This window comes from Hominenteromicrobium mulieris (genome assembly GCF_046197855.1).
GTDB classification, from domain to species: domain Bacteria; phylum Bacillota; class Clostridia; order Oscillospirales; family Acutalibacteraceae; genus Hominenteromicrobium; species Hominenteromicrobium mulieris.
The window spans coordinates 1,226,483-1,243,255 of the sequence record NZ_CP173188.1 but is presented as its reverse complement, the minus strand read 5'-3'; the positions used below and the strand labels follow the sequence as shown (position 1 = coordinate 1,243,255).

Below are 16,773 nucleotides of genomic sequence, written 5' to 3'. Positions count from 1 at the left end.
ATTATAGCATAACCGCGCAAAATGTCAAAAATAAAAATGCGGCGCAGAAAGCTCGCTTCCGTACCGCATTTAATCGTTATTTTAGAAAGTGACGCGCACCGTGGTGCCCTTGTTCGGCTCGCTTTCAAGCGACACGCGCGCATGGTGGAACATGGCGCCGTGCTTTACAATGGAAAGCCCAAGTCCCGTGCCGCCAATCTGCTTGGAGCGGCTCTTATCCACACGGTAGAAGCGCTCGAACACGCGCTCGCGGTCGGCTGCCGGAATGCCAATGCCCGTATCGCTGACCTGCATATATGCGTGGCCGCCTTCCGTGCCGGTGGAGATCACCACACGGCCGCCGGGACGGTTGTACTTTACAGCGTTATCCGCAAGGTTATACAGCATCTCGTCTAAAATGTACGGCACGCCGGTGACGAACGCCGAGCTGCCCTGCACCGAGATGACAATACTGTTCTGCTGCGCCGGGATTTTCAGACGGCAGGCCACCTCCTGCGCAATGGCGTAAAGGTCTGTATCGGCACGGCCAAGCTCTACCGCATTTTCGTCAAGCTTTGAAAGCTTCAAAATATCCTCAACAAGCGTGATAAGCCGCTGTGCTTCGGTATAAATGTTGTTCGCAAAGCGCGGCACATCGGCACTCTTGACGAGCCCGTCCTTCATAATCTCCGCATAGCCCGAAATAGAAGTCAGCGGCGTTTTGAGTTCATGCGAAACGTTCGCGGTGAACTCGCGGCGCAGGCGCTCGTTCTCTTCCTTTTCGGTAACGTCCAGCAGCACGATCACCGCGCCCTGCACGCCGTTATCGTTCGTAACGGGGTTCGCGATAAGGCTGTAACTGCGCCCCGCCAGCTTTGTGATGCGCTCGCTCGCCGTACCTGTCAGCGCGGAATCCACTGCATCACGGAAATCGGGGCTGCGGTTAAACGCCAGCACGCTCTGTGGGCGGTCGTCCTCCGGGTGCACGTCCAAAAGGCGCACAGCGCTCGTGTTGTACGAAAGCACATCGCCCTTTGCATCCACCACAATAAAGCCCTCGCGCATGTTTTCGGTGATGGCGGTAAACTCCGTCTGCTTGCGGTGCAGCTCTTCCATTTTCTCCTTGATGGTCTCGTTCTGGCGCTGCAAGCGCAAAAGCAGCGGCGAAAGCTCGCCGTACACGTCGTTTTCCATCGGATGGTCAAGGTCAATGGCGTTGACCGGCGCCACAATCTGCTTTGTGCGGTACGTGGAAAGCAAAATGGCCAGCACCAAAATAATGACGGAGCACAGCAGCATCCACGGCACCATGCGCTCAATGGATCCGAACACCGTCTTCATACCGACCGAAAGGCGCAGCACGCGTCCGTCCGAGAGCATCACAGCGTAGTTATACGACTGCACATTCAGCGTATCCGATTCACGCACGGATTCCCCCGCACCGTTTTCTCTTGCAGCAATGACCTCCGGGCGGTCGTTGTGGTTTTCCATGTTTGCGGCATCTGCAACACTGTCAAATCGCACCGTGCCGTCCGTATCGATGACGGTCACGCGCACAGACTGCGCGGCGGCTGTATCATACCCGGCGGAGCGGATGTCGGAAAGGTAATCGTCCCCGCCAAGGGCGATGCCGTTTTGAATGTAGCGGCTTTCCGCTATGGTCGCCTTTTTCACGATTTCCAGCGAATCGTAGTACGAAACGACGCCGGAAAGCACCATAGAAAGTAAAATGGAAAGCAGCGCAATGCACGACATGCTGAAAATGATCTTTTTCTTCATGCGTCTTTCTCCTCTTTAATCCTGTGCCAGCCGGTAGCCCACGCCGCGCACGGTCTCAATGAGCGCACCGGCATCGCCGAGCTTTTGCCGCAGCGTGCGGATATGCACGTCTACCGTGCGGGTCTCGCCGCTGTAATTGTAATCCCAGATCTTCGTGAGAATCTGATCGCGCGAAAGCACCACACCGCGGTTTTCCAGCAGATAGCACAGCAGTTCAAATTCTTTGTACGTGAGGATCACGGGTTCACCATCAACCGTAACGGCGCGGCGCTTCACATCCACCGCAAGCGGGCCCGCCGTAAAAAGCTTATCCTCCGCCGCGGGCTTTGCGGCCCTGCGCAGCAGCGCACGCACCCGGGAGACAAGCTCCATCATGCCGAACGGCTTCGGCATGTAATCGTCCGCGCCGCTGTCCAGCCCAACCACACGGTCATATTCGCTGCTTTTCGCCGTCAGCATCATCACGGGCAGGTCGGCCGTTTCCGCACCCGCGCGCAGACGCTTCAAAATATGCAGACCGTCTTCATCCGGCAGCATAATGTCGAGCAGCACGAGCTGCGGCAGCTCTTTTTCAAGCGCCTGCCAGAAATCGGCCGCATTCCGGAAGCCCTCGGCTTCAAAACCGGTGGTGTGCAGTGTATAGAGTACAAGCTCGCGGATGCTGTCGTCGTCCTCCACAAGATAGATCATAAACCCTTAAATCCTTTCTGTGCGGCTTTGCCGCTTAATCGTGCTCGCCGGTGAGTGAGAACACGACCCACTCCGCAATATTGACCGCGTGGTCGCCGATGCGTTCAAAATACTTCGCCACCATCAGCAGGTCAAGGCATGTCTCGCCCTCCTCGGGCTTTTCGGCGATGAGTGCGATGATCTCACTTTTCACCTTGTTAAAAAGCGCATCTACTTCGTCGTCCGCTTTTTCCACGGCGCGCGCAATATCAATGTCACGGCGCACAAACGAATCGACGCTGTTCGTCACCATTTTCACGGCAGCGCGCGCCATTTCGGCAATGTGCAGACTGCCCGGCAGCACCTCTGCGCGGATATGCTCGACCATTTCGGCAATATCCGAAGCCTGGTCGCCGATGCGCTCCATATCTGCGATCATCTTCATCGCGGCAGAGATGAGGCGCAGGTCTTTCGCAACAGGCTGCTGCTGTAAAAGCAAGCGCAGGCAGATTGCTTCAATCTCGCGCTCCTTGCGGTCGATTTCCTGTTCCGTTTCGTCCACGGCGCGGCGCAGCGCTTCGTCTCGTGTCACAAGTACCTTTGCCGCCTGCGAAATGCCGTCTTCGCACAGTGCGCCCATGCGGATAAGCTCTGTATTGAGCAGCTCCAGCTGCTCGTCCAAACGATTTCTCATTGTAGTCACGTTCCTTTCTGCAAGCCTTAACCGAATCTGCCGGTGATGTAATCCTCCGTGCGCTTATCCTTCGGCATGGAGAATAAGCTCTCCGTCTCGCCGTACTCGATGACCTCACCGAGCAGGAAGAATGCCGTTTTGTCCGAGATACGCGCCGCCTGCTGCATGTTGTGCGTGACCATAACGATAGTATAATCCTTTTTCAGCTCCACCGCAAGGTCTTCTATCTTGGAAGTGGAGATTGGGTCAAGGGCGCTGGTCGGTTCGTCCATCAGCAGCACCTCCGGCTCCACAGCCAACGCGCGTGCAATACACAGTCTCTGCTGCTGTCCGCCGGAAAGCCCCAGTGCGCTTTTCTTCAGTCTGTCTTTAAGCTCGTCCCAAATGGCGGCGTTTCTTAAAGAACGCTCCACAATGTCATCGAGCTTCGCCTTAGAGCGGATGCCGTGCGTGCGCGGGCCGTAGGCAATGTTGTCGTACACGCTCATCGGAAACGGGTTCGGCTTTTGGAACACCATGCCGATACGTTTTCTCAAAAGGTTCACGTCCATGCCGTGGTAGATGTCCTCGCCGTCCAATTTTACTGCGCCGGTAATCCGGCAGCCCTCAACGAGGTCGTTCATACGGTTCAAGGATTTCAGCAGCGTACTTTTGCCGCAGCCGGAAGGCCCGATGAACGCGGTGATCTCGTTCGGCTGAATTTCCATATGGATGGATTTCAGCGCATGGAAATCGCCGTAATACAAATTCAGATCTTCGATTGCCAATTTACAGCTCATATCGTTTCCCCTATCTTTTTCTGGTGTGATTTTCTAAAAAGCTCGCTTTAGCCCTGTTTCTTCGTAATTTTCTTCGCGACGAACGAGGACAGCGCGTTGATGCCGATGACGATAACAAGCAGCACAACCGCTGTGGCATACGTTTTGTCGATATGCAGGCCCTCGCTCGAAAGCACATACATGTGCACGGAGAGGGTTCGCACGGAATCGAACAAACCGCCGCCCGCCTGGCCCGGCATCTGCGCCACGGAGCCCGCAGTGTACATCAGCGCCGCGGATTCACCCACAACGCGGCCAATGGCCAAAATCACGCCGGACAAAATGCCCGGCACGGCGCTCGGCAGCACGATACGGAACACGGTGCGCAGTCTGCCCGCGCCAAGCCCGAAGCTGCCCTCGCGGAAGGAATCCGGCACCGAGATGAGCGCCTCCTCCGTTGTGCGCATGATGAGCGGCAAAATCATGATGGCGACCGTAAACGCACCGGCAAGCAAAGAATAGCCCCAGTGCAGCGCCGTCACAAAGCACAGATAGCCGAACAGGCCGTACACGATGGACGGAATGCCCGAAAGTGTTTCGGTCGTGATGCGCACGAGCTGCACAAGCTTGTTGCCGCGCTTTGCATATTCCACAGAGTAGATTGCCGCGCCGATGCCGAGCGGCAGTGCAATAACGAGCGCAATGATTGTCATGACAATCGTAGAGATCAGCGCCGGCATCAGCGACACGTTATCGGACGTATAGGTGAACGAGAAAAGATCCGGCGTGATATACGGGATACCCTTCACAAGAATGTAAAAGATAAGGTATAAAAGCGTCAGCATCGTGATGAGCGACGCGCCGCAGACAAGCAGCAATAGAATAAGCGAAAGCGGCGAGCGCCTATACGCGCGCATTTTATCCTTGAAGGTGAGCTTGTTGATGGTCTCTGCCGCCACGGGTTTACAGGTACGTTCCATAGTCATTTCCGTATCCTTTCCGGGTCATGCCCTGTCTTTTCTGCGCAGAAGCGAGAACGTAACGTTGATAATTAGGATAAACACGAACAGCACGACCGCCGTCGCAATAAGTGCTTCGCGGTGCAGGTCTGTGGCATAGCCCATTTCCATAACGATGTTCGCCGTCATGGTGCGCACGCCATCGAGCAAGCCCTGCGGCATACGCGCCTTGTTGCCCGCCACCATGACGACCGCCATCGTTTCGCCGATGGCACGGCCGATACCGAGCACCACACCCGCCAAAATGCCGGAACGCGCCGCCGGCAATGTCGCAAAGAACACGCTGCGCTCATGGCTCGCACCGAGCGCCAGAGAGCCTTCATAGTAGCTGTCCGGCACGGCGCGAATGGCACTTTCCGAAACGCCGATGATTGTCGGCAAGATCATAATGCCGAGCAAAACGGACGCTGTCAGCATCGTGTTGCCCGCCACGCCGAAAATGTTCTGTACAAGCGGCACCAAAACAACGAGACCGAAGAAGCCGTACACAACGGACGGCACACCCGCCATCAGCTCCGTTGCAGGTTTCAAAATTTTATAAAGACCCTTCGGGCAGAACTTTGCGAGGAAAACTGCCGTCAGAAGCCCGATCGGCACACCGATGATGATTGCGCCCGCCGTGACGTAGAGGCTGCCGAGGATCATCGGCAGAATACCGTAGATGTCGTTGCCCGGCTTCCACTTAGTGCCGAGCAGGAATTTAAACACGCCGATTTCACCGATGGCCGGAATACCGTTTGCAAACAGAAACACGCAGATCAAAACAACGGCAAAGATCGATACGCAGGCTGTGAGAAAAAAGAGGATATGCATGAGAAGCTCTTTTATGTTGCTCCACTTCACGGTTTGCACGCACCTTTCAAACTTTCAAAACTACTAAAAACTGCTTTATTGGCTTTCTTGCGAAAAGAGCCGGACCTTTCCGCCCGGCTCTCCTGCGTTTTATGGATTGTTTCTTACTGCAGCTCGGACCAATCGGTCGTTTCGCCGGTGTAGATGCTCAAAACCTGCTCGCTCGTAAGGCCGGTCAGCGCATTTTCCTTGTTGACGATAACAGCGATACCGTCCTGTGCGATGACAGTCGGGGTAAGACCGGCTTCAAGCTCGCTGTCCTTCAGCTCACGGGAAGCCATGCCGATGTCATACGCACCGTCGATGGTGGAGGTCATGCCCGTAGTGGAGTCGCTCTGCTGCACTTCAACGGTAACGTCCGGGTTCAGCGCCATATAAGCTTCCTTCAGTTTTTCCATGACCGGCGTAACGGAGGAGGAACCGCCGACAACGACCTTGCCGGAAACGCCGGATGCCGCGTAAGCCGGAGCCGCATCATTAACGGTGATATAACCGTTTTCGGAGACAACCTTCTGACCGTCAGCACTCATGATGAAGTTGATGAAGTCCTGTGCAACTTCGCTTGCCTCGCCCTTTGTTGCAATATTGAACGGACGAACAACCTTATAGGTGCCGGCCTTTACATTCTCAACGGTCGGTGCCGCACCGTCGATCTCCACGGCCTTTACAACGCTTTCGTCAAGGGAGCCGAGGGAGATATAGCCGATGGCCTTCGGGTTGCCCTGTACGGTGGTCATCATAACGGAGGTGCTGTTCGTAATCTGCGCATCATCCGTCGTCATATCTTCCTTTTCGCCAGCGTCGTTCTTCTGCTCGATGCCGAACAGCTCGATGAACGCGCCGCGTGTGCCGGAGCCGTCTTCACGGGAAAGAACGGTGATTTCGCCGGTCATGTCGCCGCCGGTCGTTTCTTCGGAGGAAGCGCTCTCGGAAGATGTACTTTCGGAAGAAGCGCTCTCCGCAGATGCAGCGGAGGATTCGGAGGACGGTGTCTCGGAGGAAGCGGAGCTTGCTGCGCCGCCGGAGCAAGCCGTCATAGCTGTCATGGTGAGAAGTGCGGCTGCAAGAACCGCGGTGATCTTTCTGAGTTTCATACGTTACTCTTTCCTTTCGGGAGCTTTCTGCTCGCCTTTTATCTTTTCCTTTGGTTTACAAGCGAAAGTATAGGGCCGTTTTGTAAACTCAAAAAGAAGTCTTGTGTAAAATCCACGTAAAACTGCTTAACATTTCGGGTTTTACAAAGCCAAAATCAAAAAGAACATTGAAAAGAAGCCCGTTTTGCAGTAAAATAAGCCTATAAAATGCGGAGGAGTTTTTTATGCGCAGCGAAAAAGAAATGTATGACCTCATCCTCGGCTATGCAAATGCCGATGAAAATATCCGTGCCGTCATCTTAAACGGTTCCCGTGCAAACCCGAACCGCAAGCCCGACCCGTTCAATGATTTTGACATTGTGTACCTCGTGCGCGATCTTACTCCGTGCAAGGAAAAAGCCTATCATAAAGACTTCGGCGAAATTCTCGTCTGCGAGCGCACCGACGAAAACGAGCTTTTTGAAGAGCACTTTCCTGAGTTCGTGTGCTATCTGATGCAGTTTGCGGACGGCAACCGCATCGACCTGACCGTATCGAGCATCGACCGCTGGGAAGTATATTGTTATGGCGACCGCCTTTCCGTTGTATTATTAGATAAAGACAACGCCCTGCCGAAGCTGCCGGAGCCGAATGAGAGCACGCACTACGTCAAAAATCCGACCGAGCGTATGTTTTTTGACTGCCGCACGGAGTTCTGGTGGGTCTCGCCGTACGTCTCCAAGGGTCTGTGGCGCGGCCAGCTCCTGTTTGCGCAGACGCACATGGAAAGTTGTATTCGCAAAATGCTGCTGCAAATGATGAAATGGTACGCCGGAACGCTGCATGGGTTTGATTACAGCGCCGGCAAATGCGGTGACTCCTTAAAAGACCTTCTCCCCGCAGACATCTGGAACGGCTACCTTGAAACCTTCGCCGCATGCACCGAAGAAGACATTTGGCGCGCACTGTTTAAGGCAGGCGAGCTTTTCACGGAGCTCACCAAACGCACCGCAAAAGCGCTCGGCTTTACGGTCACGGACGAATACGACCGCCGCGTCACAAGCTTTTTAAAATACACAAAAGATTTGCCGAGAAACGCCAAAGCGCTGGATTTTCATATTGACTAAAAGAAAGGACCCCCTATATGCAGATATTATGTATCGGCGACGTGGTGGGCAGCCACGGGTGCGACTTTCTGCGCCGCACTCTCCCCGCCTTCAAGCGCACTAAGGGCATCGATGTCGTCATCGCAAACGGCGAAAACTCCTCGGGCGGCAACGGCATCACCCCTGCCTCCGCAAACCACCTGCTCGATAGCGGCGTGGATATCATCACCACCGGAAACCACACCTATCGCCGCCGCGAATTTTACGATTATATCGATGAAAGCGACTGCGTCATTCGCCCCGCAAACTTCCCGCCGGAAGCCCCGGGTAAAGGCATGACCGTCTTAGATCTCGGCCGCACGCAGATCGCCGTCATCAACTTAATGGGCAATGTATACCTTGACGAGCACCTCGCCTGCCCGTTCCGCACACTCGATACGCTTTTAAAAACGCCCGACCTTCCAAAAATCTGCATCGTGGATTTTCACGCGGAAGCCACCGGCGAAAAGCGCGCGTTCGGCTATTATGCAGACGGCCGCGTCTCCGCCGTGTTCGGCACGCACACACACGTGCAGACGGCCGATGAAACCGTTCTGCCGAAGGGCACCGGATACATCACCGACGTCGGCATGACCGGCCCCATCGAGTCCGTACTCGGCGTCAGAGCGGAGCTCGTCATCAAAAAGCAGATAAGCAAAATGCCCGTGCGGTTCGATTTTGCGGACGGCCCGTGCAAGCTCGACTGCATTTTGTTCGATATCGATGAAAAAACAGGCCTCACCCGCAGCACAGAGCGTTTCTCCCTGCGCTAAACGTGATTTCTGTGCGGTATTACCCTTGTTTTTTCACGCAAACTATGGTATAGTGTAGTTTGAAAATACATGCAAATATCTATCGGGAGCCGGTTTTTTCGCCTTCCGAACGTTTTTAGACAGGATGTGTATGCAGTGATTACAGGTAAACAGCTTCGCGACGCAGTCATCTCCGGCGCGAACAGCATATTGAAAAACCGGAAATTTGTGGATGACCTCAACATCTTCCCCGTTCCGGACGGCGACACGGGCACGAATATGTCCATGACGATCGGTGCAGGCAGCGACGCCATGCAGGCGCTTGCGGATAACGAAACAACCGCTAAGGTCGCAAAGACGGCGGCTTCCGCCATGCTGCGCGGCGCAAGAGGCAACTCCGGCGTTATCCTTTCCCTTCTGTTCCGCGGCTTCTCGAAGGGTCTCGAGGACACCGTAGAAGCAGACGGTACACAGCTCGCAGCGGCGCTCGCCATCGGCGTGGATTCCGCTTATAAAGCCGTTATGAAGCCGACCGAAGGCACCATTTTGACCGTTGCCCGCGTGGCGGCGGAAAAAGGCGCTGCGGCAGCCGAGATCGACAACGACCCCATTTATGTTTGGGATGCCATCTGCATGGGCGCGGCGGAAGCACTGGCCACCACACCGGATCTTCTCCCCGTTCTGAAAAAAGCAGGCGTCGTCGATGCCGGCGGTCAGGGCCTCTGCATGATTTTCGATGGCATGATGCAGGTCTTCAAGTACGGTGAGATCGTCAAAACCGACATGACCGAAGCCGAAAAGGCCGAGGAGACCGCCCAGTTCTTTGCAAGCGTTGCGGCGGAATTTGACAGCGAGATCAACTTCACCTACTGCACGGAGTTCATCGTCGGCCGCGACCCGGAGGTCACCACCGAGCCGAACGAGCTGCGCCTGTTCCTCGAAACCCTCGGCGACTGCGTTGTTGTGGTCGATGACGAGGAGATCATCAAGGTGCACGTACACACGGAACAGCCGGGTGCGGCGCTCACAAAAGCGCTGGAATTCGGTTCCCTGCTGACCGTAAAAATCGAAAACATGAAAGAGCAGCACAAAAAAGCTGCTGAACTCAATAACGCAAACCGCGCGGCTTACGAAGCGGCGCAGTCCAGCAAAGAGGAAAAGGAGACCTTAAAGCCCGTTTCCCCCGAAGAGGAACTCGGTTTTGTTTCCGTAGCGGCAGGCGACGGTCTGCGTGCCCTCTTTGAAGAACTCGGCTGTGCACAGGTTGTCAGCGGCGGCCAGACGATGAATCCCAGCACGGAGGACATTGTCGAAGCCGTTCTTGCCACCCCGGCAAAGACGGTTTTCGTACTGCCGAACAACAAAAACATCATCCTTGCGGCAGAACAGGCCGTGCCGCTCGTCACCGACCGCAAGATTATCGTCGTACCGACCCGCACCATTCCGCAGGGTCTCTCCGCTCTTCTGAGCTTTGACCCGGATGCTTCCGCAGACGAAAACGCTTCTGCCATGCTTTCCGCAGCGGAAAACGTCGCGACCGGTACGGTCACGTTCGCCGCACGCGATTCCGAATTCGGCGGCTTCAAAATCAAAGAGGGCGACACCATGGGTATGACGAACGGCAAGCTCGAGTTTGTCGGCGACACGCCGGTGCGTTCCGTCTACAAGGTCGCAAAGGCGCTGATGAATAAGCACACTTCGTTTATCACGCTCATTTACGGCGAAGGCATCACCGAGGAAGAAGCCAACGAAGCACTGCGTCTCATCAAGAACAAGGCAGGCGACGGTGTGGACATCAACCTCGTAAACGGCGGCCAGCCGGTCTACTACTTCATTCTTTCCGTGGAATAATTTCAAAGCAGCTTAGGGCGGGGCTTTATGCCCTGCCTTTTTTCGTTTTATGTCGGAGGTTTCATGGCGTCTTTATTTGAAGCGGACATTGCGTCTTTAAAGGGAGTCGGCCCAAAGCGTGCGGAGCTGTTCCGCAAGCTCGGCGCGCCCACGGTGGGCGATCTGCTGCGTCTCTATCCCCGCGCTTATGAGGATTGGCGCGACGCGGTACCCATCCGCAATACACTCTTAAACGAAGTGAATATCGTAAAAGGCACAGTGCTGCGCCGTCCTGTCGAGCAGCGTATCCGCGGCGGCATGACGCTTTACAAGACGACCATCACGGACGGCGAAGACGACATGCAGCTGACATTTTTCAATAACCGCTACATTACAAGTCTGCTCACGGAGGGCGCGGTCTACGCGTTTCGCGGCAAGGTGACGGGCACGTTCATGCGCCGCGAAATGGCCTCCCCGGAGTTCGTTCCCGAAAGCCGCATGCAGGACATGGTGCCTGTTTACCCGCAGACGAGCGGCCTCACCTCTCGCATCATCGCAAACGCGGTAAAAGAAGCCCTGCGCCTGCTCCCTGAGACCGTCAAAGACCCGTTGCCCGATGCGCTTCGCCTGAAATACGCGCTGTGCCGCCTCGAATACGCGCTCAAAACGATCCACTTTCCGAATTCGCCCGAAGCGCTTTCCACGGCGCGCAGACGACTCGTGTTCGAGGAACTGCTCGTCTTGCAGCTCGGCATGGCGGAAATCCGCCGCGCAGGTGTGCGCGAAAATCCGTATCCGCTCAAAAAGGATTATACAAAAGAGTTTGCCGCCCTGCTCCCCTTCACGATGACCGGCGCACAGCAGCGTGCCGTGCAGGACGGCATCCGCGACATGCAGGGTCCGCACCCGATGAACCGCCTCATTCAGGGCGATGTCGGCAGCGGTAAAACAGCCGTGGCGGCGGCGCTGTGCCACACGGTCATTCAAAACGGATTTCAGGCGGCGCTCATGGCTCCTACGGAAATTCTGGCGGCGCAGCATTACGAGTCCCTCTCCAATCTCCTCGCCCTCTGCGGCATCAAAACGGTGCTCATCACGGGCAGCATGCGCGCCAAAGCAAAACGCGAAGCCATTAAGGGACTCAAGACCGGCGAGATTCAGCTTGCCGTCGGCACGCACGCACTCATCAGTGACGGCGTGGAGTTCTCGTCCCTCGCGCTCGTCATCACGGACGAGCAGCACCGCTTCGGTGTCAATCAGCGCACCGCGCTCGCGAAAAAGGGCAACTTCCCGCACACACTTGTCATGAGCGCCACACCAATCCCCCGCACCTTGGCGCTGATGATTTACGGCGACCTCGACGTTTCCGTTCTAAATGAGCTTCCCCCGGGACGTCAGCCCATCGAAACGTATCTCATCGACCCGCCAAAGCGCCGCCGTGCGTTCGGGTACATCAAAAAGCACATCGACGAGGGACGACAGGCGTACATCGTCTGTCCGCTTATCGAAGAGGGCGAAAGCGACGCGGCAAGCATTGCAGCGTATGAAAAGATCGTGCGCGATTACTTCGGTGACATGCCCATCGGCATTCTGCACGGCAAAATGAAGCCGAAGGAAAAGGACGCCGTCATGACCGATTTTGCAGAAAACCGCACGAAATTATTATTGTCCACCACGGTCGTCGAGGTCGGCGTGGACGTGCCGAATGCCGTCATTATGATGATTGAAAACGCCGAGCGCTACGGCCTTTCGCAGCTGCACCAGCTGCGTGGGCGCGTCGGCCGCGGCAAATACGCCTCCACCTGCATTCTGGTGACGGAAGCACAAAACGATGAAACATTACAGCGCTTAAGGCTCTTTTGCAGCACCACGGACGGCTTCAAGGTCGCGGACGAAGACCTGCGCCTGCGCGGTCCGGGCGATTTCTTCGGCGAGCGCCAGCACGGCCTGCCGAAGCTCAAAATTGCCGATATGTTAAACGACATGCAAATTTTGCAGGAAGCGCAGCAGTGCGCCAAAGAGCTGACCGAGCGCGACCCGGAGCTCAGCTCCCCCGCCCTGCGCGGCCTGCGCGCCGAAATGCGCCGGCTCTTTGCATCAAATAACGGCACAGTAACCCTATAATAAAAACAAAACAGCTTCCGTTCGGAGAAATCCCAAAACGGAAGCTGTTTTTTTATTCCATGATAAGCTCTTTGTCTTCCGGCAGCGTAAACGGCACCGGCTTCGGCTCGGTCTGGTACCAATATGCCACAGACGTGTAGTCGTCGTAGCGCGGGCCCGTCCAGCCGAGGTTATCAATCGTCATTTTAAAGTCCTCATCGAAATAAACCGGGTCTTTCACGTGCCAGCGGTACAGCATAAAGCGCTTTTGATGGTTATACATTTCCTTCGTGTCGCCCAAAATCGCATACAAGCCCGTATAAAGCCCGCTGAACGTCTGGTAGCGGTTGAGGTAAATGTCATTGCCAAAGCCATACGAGCCGCCGAAGTAATCCTCCGTGCCCGTGTAGTTCATCGTGGGGTATGTGTCGCCGTCAATGTACATCTTGGCTTCACCTTCCACCCAGCAGGTGTTGTGCCCGTTCATGCCGGAAGCCAGCGTCACGCCCGCAAAGCAGCCCTTGCCGTGCACGCCGTCCAAGATCACATACGAGCGTCCCTTCTGCACAGGGTGCTCCTGCCGATATGTCGCGTGAAAATAACCGCTGTTTTCGGGAATCTCTCCATACCATCCGGAAATCATATAGAAAAGCGTCTCTGGCTTTTCACCGCGATTTTCCATTGTAATACGGCAGTGTTTTCTGAACGGCATTTCAAAGTAGCTGTTGAACCCGCGCCCCGGTGCGACGAGCATCGCAGCTGAGTTCAAAACCGGGTAATTGCCGTCGCGGTCAGAAAAATTCTCGTCATACGCGCAACCGAAAAATGCCGAAAACGGTGCTTCCACGGACGGCTGTTCATTGTTTTCCCAGTAGATTCGCAGAATAAACGAGTGTCCCACGTAACCCGTGAACCACATGTGCGTCACCATGCCCGGGCCGTCCGTGTCACACAGCGTAACGGTCTCGCCGGGCTGAATTTGAATGCATGGACTTAGCTTTTCACAGTCCTTGGCGCGTGTGCCGCCGCCTTTTGTGCCTGTTGGATTTTCTGCGGAAAACCCAAAGTTTCTGCGGTTTTCCATTTTAAAAAGTGTCATGAAAATGCCTCCTTTATTTTTGTTAGAGTTTAATACTAAGCATTTCTTCAATTGAACCGAGTGCCGCGCGCCCCTCATAAAGTCCCTCGTCATGTAAAGCAAGCAGCGCGGGAACCTCCGCCTTTGTGCGGCTGACGTTGAGCGGCTTTAACGGACGAATGATGACCGCCCTGCCCGCTTTTTCAAGCTTTTCACACAACGCCAACTGGCGGTTATAAATCTCATGCCGCGTGCGCATCGCTTCTGCCACAGCAGGGTACTTGCGAAACGCCGCTTTCAAAAACGCCGTGTGCCCAAACGGTTCCTTTTGGTAGCCCTTGTTGCGCGTCAAAACGATCACATGGAACGTGTTGCCGTCTGCAAGCGACTTTTCGATTGGAATCGGGTCACTGATGCCGCCGTCCAAGAGGTCATAGCCCATATAATGCTGGATTTTCGTGATGAGCGGCACGGAGCACGATGCACGCGAAGCCATAAACGGCGCTTTTAGCGTGTCCTTTTCAAACCAAACGGTCTTGCCGTCCGCGCAGTTCATCGCGCCGGTCAAAAAGCGCGTATCCTGCTCATGAAACTTGTCCCAGTCGAAAAAAATGTGCTTTTCCGGCACCGTGCCGAAAATATAATCAAAGTCGAACATCGTGTGCTTTGTCAAAAGATTTCGCGTGCTCACATAGTCGGGGTTCCCGACATAGTGTTCAATGATCTCTCGGCTGCGCCCCGGTTGGCCCGATATGTACGAAAGCGCGTTCGCTGCGCCCGCCGAAACGCCGATAATATACGGAAACAGCAGATCTTTTTCCATGAACACTTCCATCACGCCGCAACTGTAATAGCCGCGCAGGCCGCCGCCCTCTAAAACGAGCGCTGTACCCTCGGGCAGTCGGCGCGAAAGCGTCTTGCCGGGAATCGGCTGCAATGTATAATCGGTCACAAATCTCACCCTCTTTGTGCTCATCATACAATATCAAGTTAAAAAAGTCAAGGAGGAAAGCCGCAGCTTCCTCCTTGCAACAAAACGGTTCAGTTTAGAGTTTCAAGCATCTCTTCAAGCTCCTCCGGGCTCCAATCTTCGCCGAGCGCAAACACGGCTTTGTGAAACACAAAAAGCTCGTCTTCGCCCAACTCACCGCTTTCGAGCTTGCAAAGCATCCCCGGCGCGATTTCGATCAACCGTTCGGTGATGGCAAATTTCTGCTTCCGCACAGCCTCCCGCGCGTTGCGCACAGTGCCGAAATCTAAATCGCTCGTGCTGCCGCACGGCATGGCGCAATACGCACAGTCCGGCGCAATGCGGTTTTTCTCCGCGTGGGCGCACGCCAACATGTTCTGCAACGCCGTTTCATCATCCTCCGCAAGCGCGGCAAAGCCCTCAAAAAGCACTCTGTCCGTTTCCACGGTCTTCGCGTTTTTCTGCTCCGCGCGGACAACGCCCACAAGCGCCCCCAGCAGCGCATCCCACGTTTGATTTCCCGTCCTCATTCTACGAGACTGCCGTCGGTCGCGATGACCTTCACCTGCCACGGGATAAACTTGCCGCTCGCCTTCAGTGCATTCACTGCCGCGCGCTCAAGGCCGCCGCAGCACGGCACCTGCATGCGCACGATTGTCAAGCTCTTGATGTCGTTCTGACGGATGATCTCCGTCAGCTTTTCGGTGTAATCGCCCTCATCGAGCTTCGGGCAGCCGATGAGCACTTTTCGGTTGTGCACAAAATCGCGGTGAAAATCACCATACGCATACGCTGTGCAATCCGCCGCAATCAGCAGGTTCGCGCCGTCAAAATACGGGGCGCGGATCGGCGCTAATTTAATCTGCACCGGCCACTGGCGCAGCTCGGATTCAATCTTGCCGCTGACCGCACTGTTATCCGTATTTACGGGCTTTCTCTCAATAGCGCGTGCCATGCTGCCCGGGCAGCCGGTGAACTTCGGCGTGCCGAGCTTTTCTGCCATTTCCTCTGCCTCTTTCTTCGCGGCTTTCTCTGCCATAGCCATTTTCACGGCTTCCTCGTCAAACGCCGCCGCTTCGCGCTCCACAAAAGAGATTGCGTTCGTGGGACATGCAGGCAGGCAGTTGCCGAGACCGTCGCAGTAATCGTCGCGCAGCAGCTTCGCCTTACCGTTTACAATGCCGATGGCGCCCTCCTGACAGGCATTCGCGCACAGGCCGCAGCCGTTGCATTTTTCTTCATCAAAGTGAACGATGGTACGGATCATATTCAAAATTCCTTCCAATTCTTAAATTTTGCAAAAGCCACAAGGTTTTCTCTTGACTTTACGAACACAGTATACTACGATTAGGCTGTAAAGTATGTTGTTATAACAACGAAGATTGAAAAAAGGAGGCTATTTTACGGATTACAGCATCTTAGGGCGCTCGCCGCTGTTTCGGGGCATCCCCGCAGGCGATTTCGGCGTTTTGCTCGAGCACCTAAAAACGGAAACGCGCAGCTATAAAAAGGGCGATCTCATCTGCCACGCAGGCGAGCACACAAACGCGCTCGGCATCGTGCTCACGGGCAGCGTGACGATCGAAAGCGACGACATTTTCGGCAACCGCAGCGTGCTCGATAAAGTCGGCCCCGGGCAGGTCTTTGCAGAGACCTACGCCTGCGTGCCGAACGAGCCGATGCTCGTCAATGTCGCCGCCGCAGAAAACTGCACCGTTCTGTTTTTGAAAACCGCGCAGATCCTCTCCCCGTGCGCCGTAAACTGCGGGCACCACGGCAAGCTGATTGAAAACCTGCTGCTCGTCAGCGCGCAGAAAAACCTGTCGCTTTCGCGCCGCATTTTCCACACCGCACCGAAAACGATACGCGGGCGACTCATTTCATACCTGTCGTTTCAGGCCATCCGCGAAAACAGCGACAGCTTCACAATCCCGTTCAATCGCCAGCAGCTTGCGGATTACCTCAGCGTAGACCGCAGCGCACTTTCCAAAGAAATGGGCAAAATGCGCGACGAAGGCATTTTAAACTTCTCCAAAAATCATTTTGAACTAAAGCGCACAAGCTGACGAAAA

The 16,773-nt window shown here is 55.2% G+C and carries 16 protein-coding genes; 5 read left to right on the top strand and 11 right to left on the bottom strand.

Translation table 11 applies throughout. From position 1 onward, the window contains the following. Positions 1-81: 81 nt before the first annotated feature. The 7 genes from ACI0CA_RS05945 to ACI0CA_RS05915 all read right to left on the bottom strand — a co-directional run bounded on the left by ACI0CA_RS05945 (position 82) and on the right by ACI0CA_RS05915 (position 6,844). Positions 82-1,758 (bottom strand): sensor histidine kinase, encoded by a 1,677-nt coding sequence (locus ACI0CA_RS05945; protein ID WP_412265039.1) that lies wholly within the window; start codon positions 1,756-1,758, stop codon positions 82-84. 15 nt (positions 1,759-1,773) lie between these two features. Beyond that, positions 1,774-2,448 carry a response regulator transcription factor gene (locus ACI0CA_RS05940; RefSeq protein WP_176820654.1) on the bottom strand — a complete coding sequence of 225 codons (675 nt, stop codon included), beginning with the start codon at positions 2,446-2,448 and terminating at the stop codon, positions 1,774-1,776. Between the two features lie 34 nt (positions 2,449-2,482). Further along, positions 2,483-3,121 (bottom strand): phosphate signaling complex protein PhoU, encoded by a 639-nt coding sequence (gene phoU, locus ACI0CA_RS05935; protein WP_176820653.1) that lies wholly within the window; start codon positions 3,119-3,121, stop codon positions 2,483-2,485. 26 nt (positions 3,122-3,147) lie between these two features. Continuing rightward, entirely contained in the window at positions 3,148-3,900 is a 753-nt protein-coding gene (gene pstB, locus ACI0CA_RS05930; RefSeq protein WP_316685977.1) for a phosphate ABC transporter ATP-binding protein PstB, read from the bottom strand. 47 nt (positions 3,901-3,947) lie between these two features. After that, complete coding sequence (gene pstA, locus ACI0CA_RS05925; RefSeq protein WP_343284470.1) at positions 3,948-4,859, bottom strand: phosphate ABC transporter permease PstA; 912 nt, start codon at positions 4,857-4,859, stop codon at positions 3,948-3,950. A 24-nt stretch (positions 4,860-4,883) separates the two neighbouring features. Beyond that, entirely contained in the window at positions 4,884-5,711 is an 828-nt protein-coding gene (gene pstC / locus ACI0CA_RS05920) for a phosphate ABC transporter permease subunit PstC (RefSeq protein WP_343284469.1), read from the bottom strand. 143 nt (positions 5,712-5,854) lie between these two features. Continuing rightward, the gene (locus ACI0CA_RS05915) at positions 5,855-6,844 is read right to left on the bottom strand and encodes a substrate-binding domain-containing protein (RefSeq protein ID WP_343284205.1); all 990 of its coding nucleotides are present in this window, start codon (positions 6,842-6,844) and stop codon (positions 5,855-5,857) included. Between the two features lie 224 nt (positions 6,845-7,068). Between ACI0CA_RS05915 and ACI0CA_RS05910 the strand changes: the two genes are divergently transcribed. The 4 genes from ACI0CA_RS05910 (at position 7,069) to recG (ending at position 12,674) form a co-directional block, all read left to right on the top strand. Continuing rightward, positions 7,069-7,950, top strand: coding sequence for an aminoglycoside 6-adenylyltransferase (locus ACI0CA_RS05910; protein ID WP_308448103.1), 882 nt, complete (start codon positions 7,069-7,071; stop codon positions 7,948-7,950). Between the two features lie 17 nt (positions 7,951-7,967). Further along, the gene (locus ACI0CA_RS05905) at positions 7,968-8,741 is read left to right on the top strand and encodes a TIGR00282 family metallophosphoesterase (protein WP_308448102.1); all 774 of its coding nucleotides are present in this window, start codon (positions 7,968-7,970) and stop codon (positions 8,739-8,741) included. Positions 8,742-8,876: 135 nt separating this feature from the next. After that, complete coding sequence (locus ACI0CA_RS05900; protein ID WP_308448101.1) at positions 8,877-10,571, top strand: DAK2 domain-containing protein; 1,695 nt, start codon at positions 8,877-8,879, stop codon at positions 10,569-10,571. 63 nt (positions 10,572-10,634) lie between these two features. Further along, positions 10,635-12,674: an ATP-dependent DNA helicase RecG gene (gene recG / locus ACI0CA_RS05895; protein WP_308448100.1), complete on the top strand. Its 2,040-nt coding sequence runs from the start codon at positions 10,635-10,637 to the stop codon at positions 12,672-12,674. Positions 12,675-12,726: 52 nt separating this feature from the next. Here the strand turns inward: recG and ACI0CA_RS05890 are convergent, their stop codons facing one another. The 4 genes from ACI0CA_RS05890 to ACI0CA_RS05875 form a co-directional block, all read right to left on the bottom strand. Then, positions 12,727-13,752, bottom strand: a complete 1,026-nt coding sequence (locus tag ACI0CA_RS05890) for a glycoside hydrolase family 172 protein (RefSeq protein WP_176820646.1) — start codon at positions 13,750-13,752, stop codon at positions 12,727-12,729. A gap of 22 nt (positions 13,753-13,774) precedes the next feature. Further along, positions 13,775-14,683 carry a patatin-like phospholipase family protein gene (locus tag ACI0CA_RS05885; protein WP_308448098.1) on the bottom strand — a complete coding sequence of 303 codons (909 nt, stop codon included), beginning with the start codon at positions 14,681-14,683 and terminating at the stop codon, positions 13,775-13,777. A gap of 89 nt (positions 14,684-14,772) precedes the next feature. Further along, positions 14,773-15,231 carry a hypothetical protein gene (locus ACI0CA_RS05880; RefSeq protein ID WP_308448097.1) on the bottom strand — a complete coding sequence of 153 codons (459 nt, stop codon included), beginning with the start codon at positions 15,229-15,231 and terminating at the stop codon, positions 14,773-14,775. Continuing rightward, on the bottom strand, positions 15,228-15,968 hold the full coding sequence (locus ACI0CA_RS05875; RefSeq protein ID WP_308448096.1) for an ATP-binding protein: 741 nt from the start codon (positions 15,966-15,968) through the stop codon (positions 15,228-15,230). The genes ACI0CA_RS05880 and ACI0CA_RS05875 overlap by 4 nt, the downstream gene beginning before the upstream one ends. 115 nt (positions 15,969-16,083) lie before the next feature. On the opposite strand from ACI0CA_RS05875, the gene ACI0CA_RS05870 reads away from it, so the two are divergent. Beyond that, positions 16,084-16,767, top strand: coding sequence for a Crp/Fnr family transcriptional regulator (locus ACI0CA_RS05870; RefSeq protein WP_308448095.1), 684 nt, complete (start codon positions 16,084-16,086; stop codon positions 16,765-16,767). The last annotated feature ends 6 nt before the right edge of the window (positions 16,768-16,773 follow it).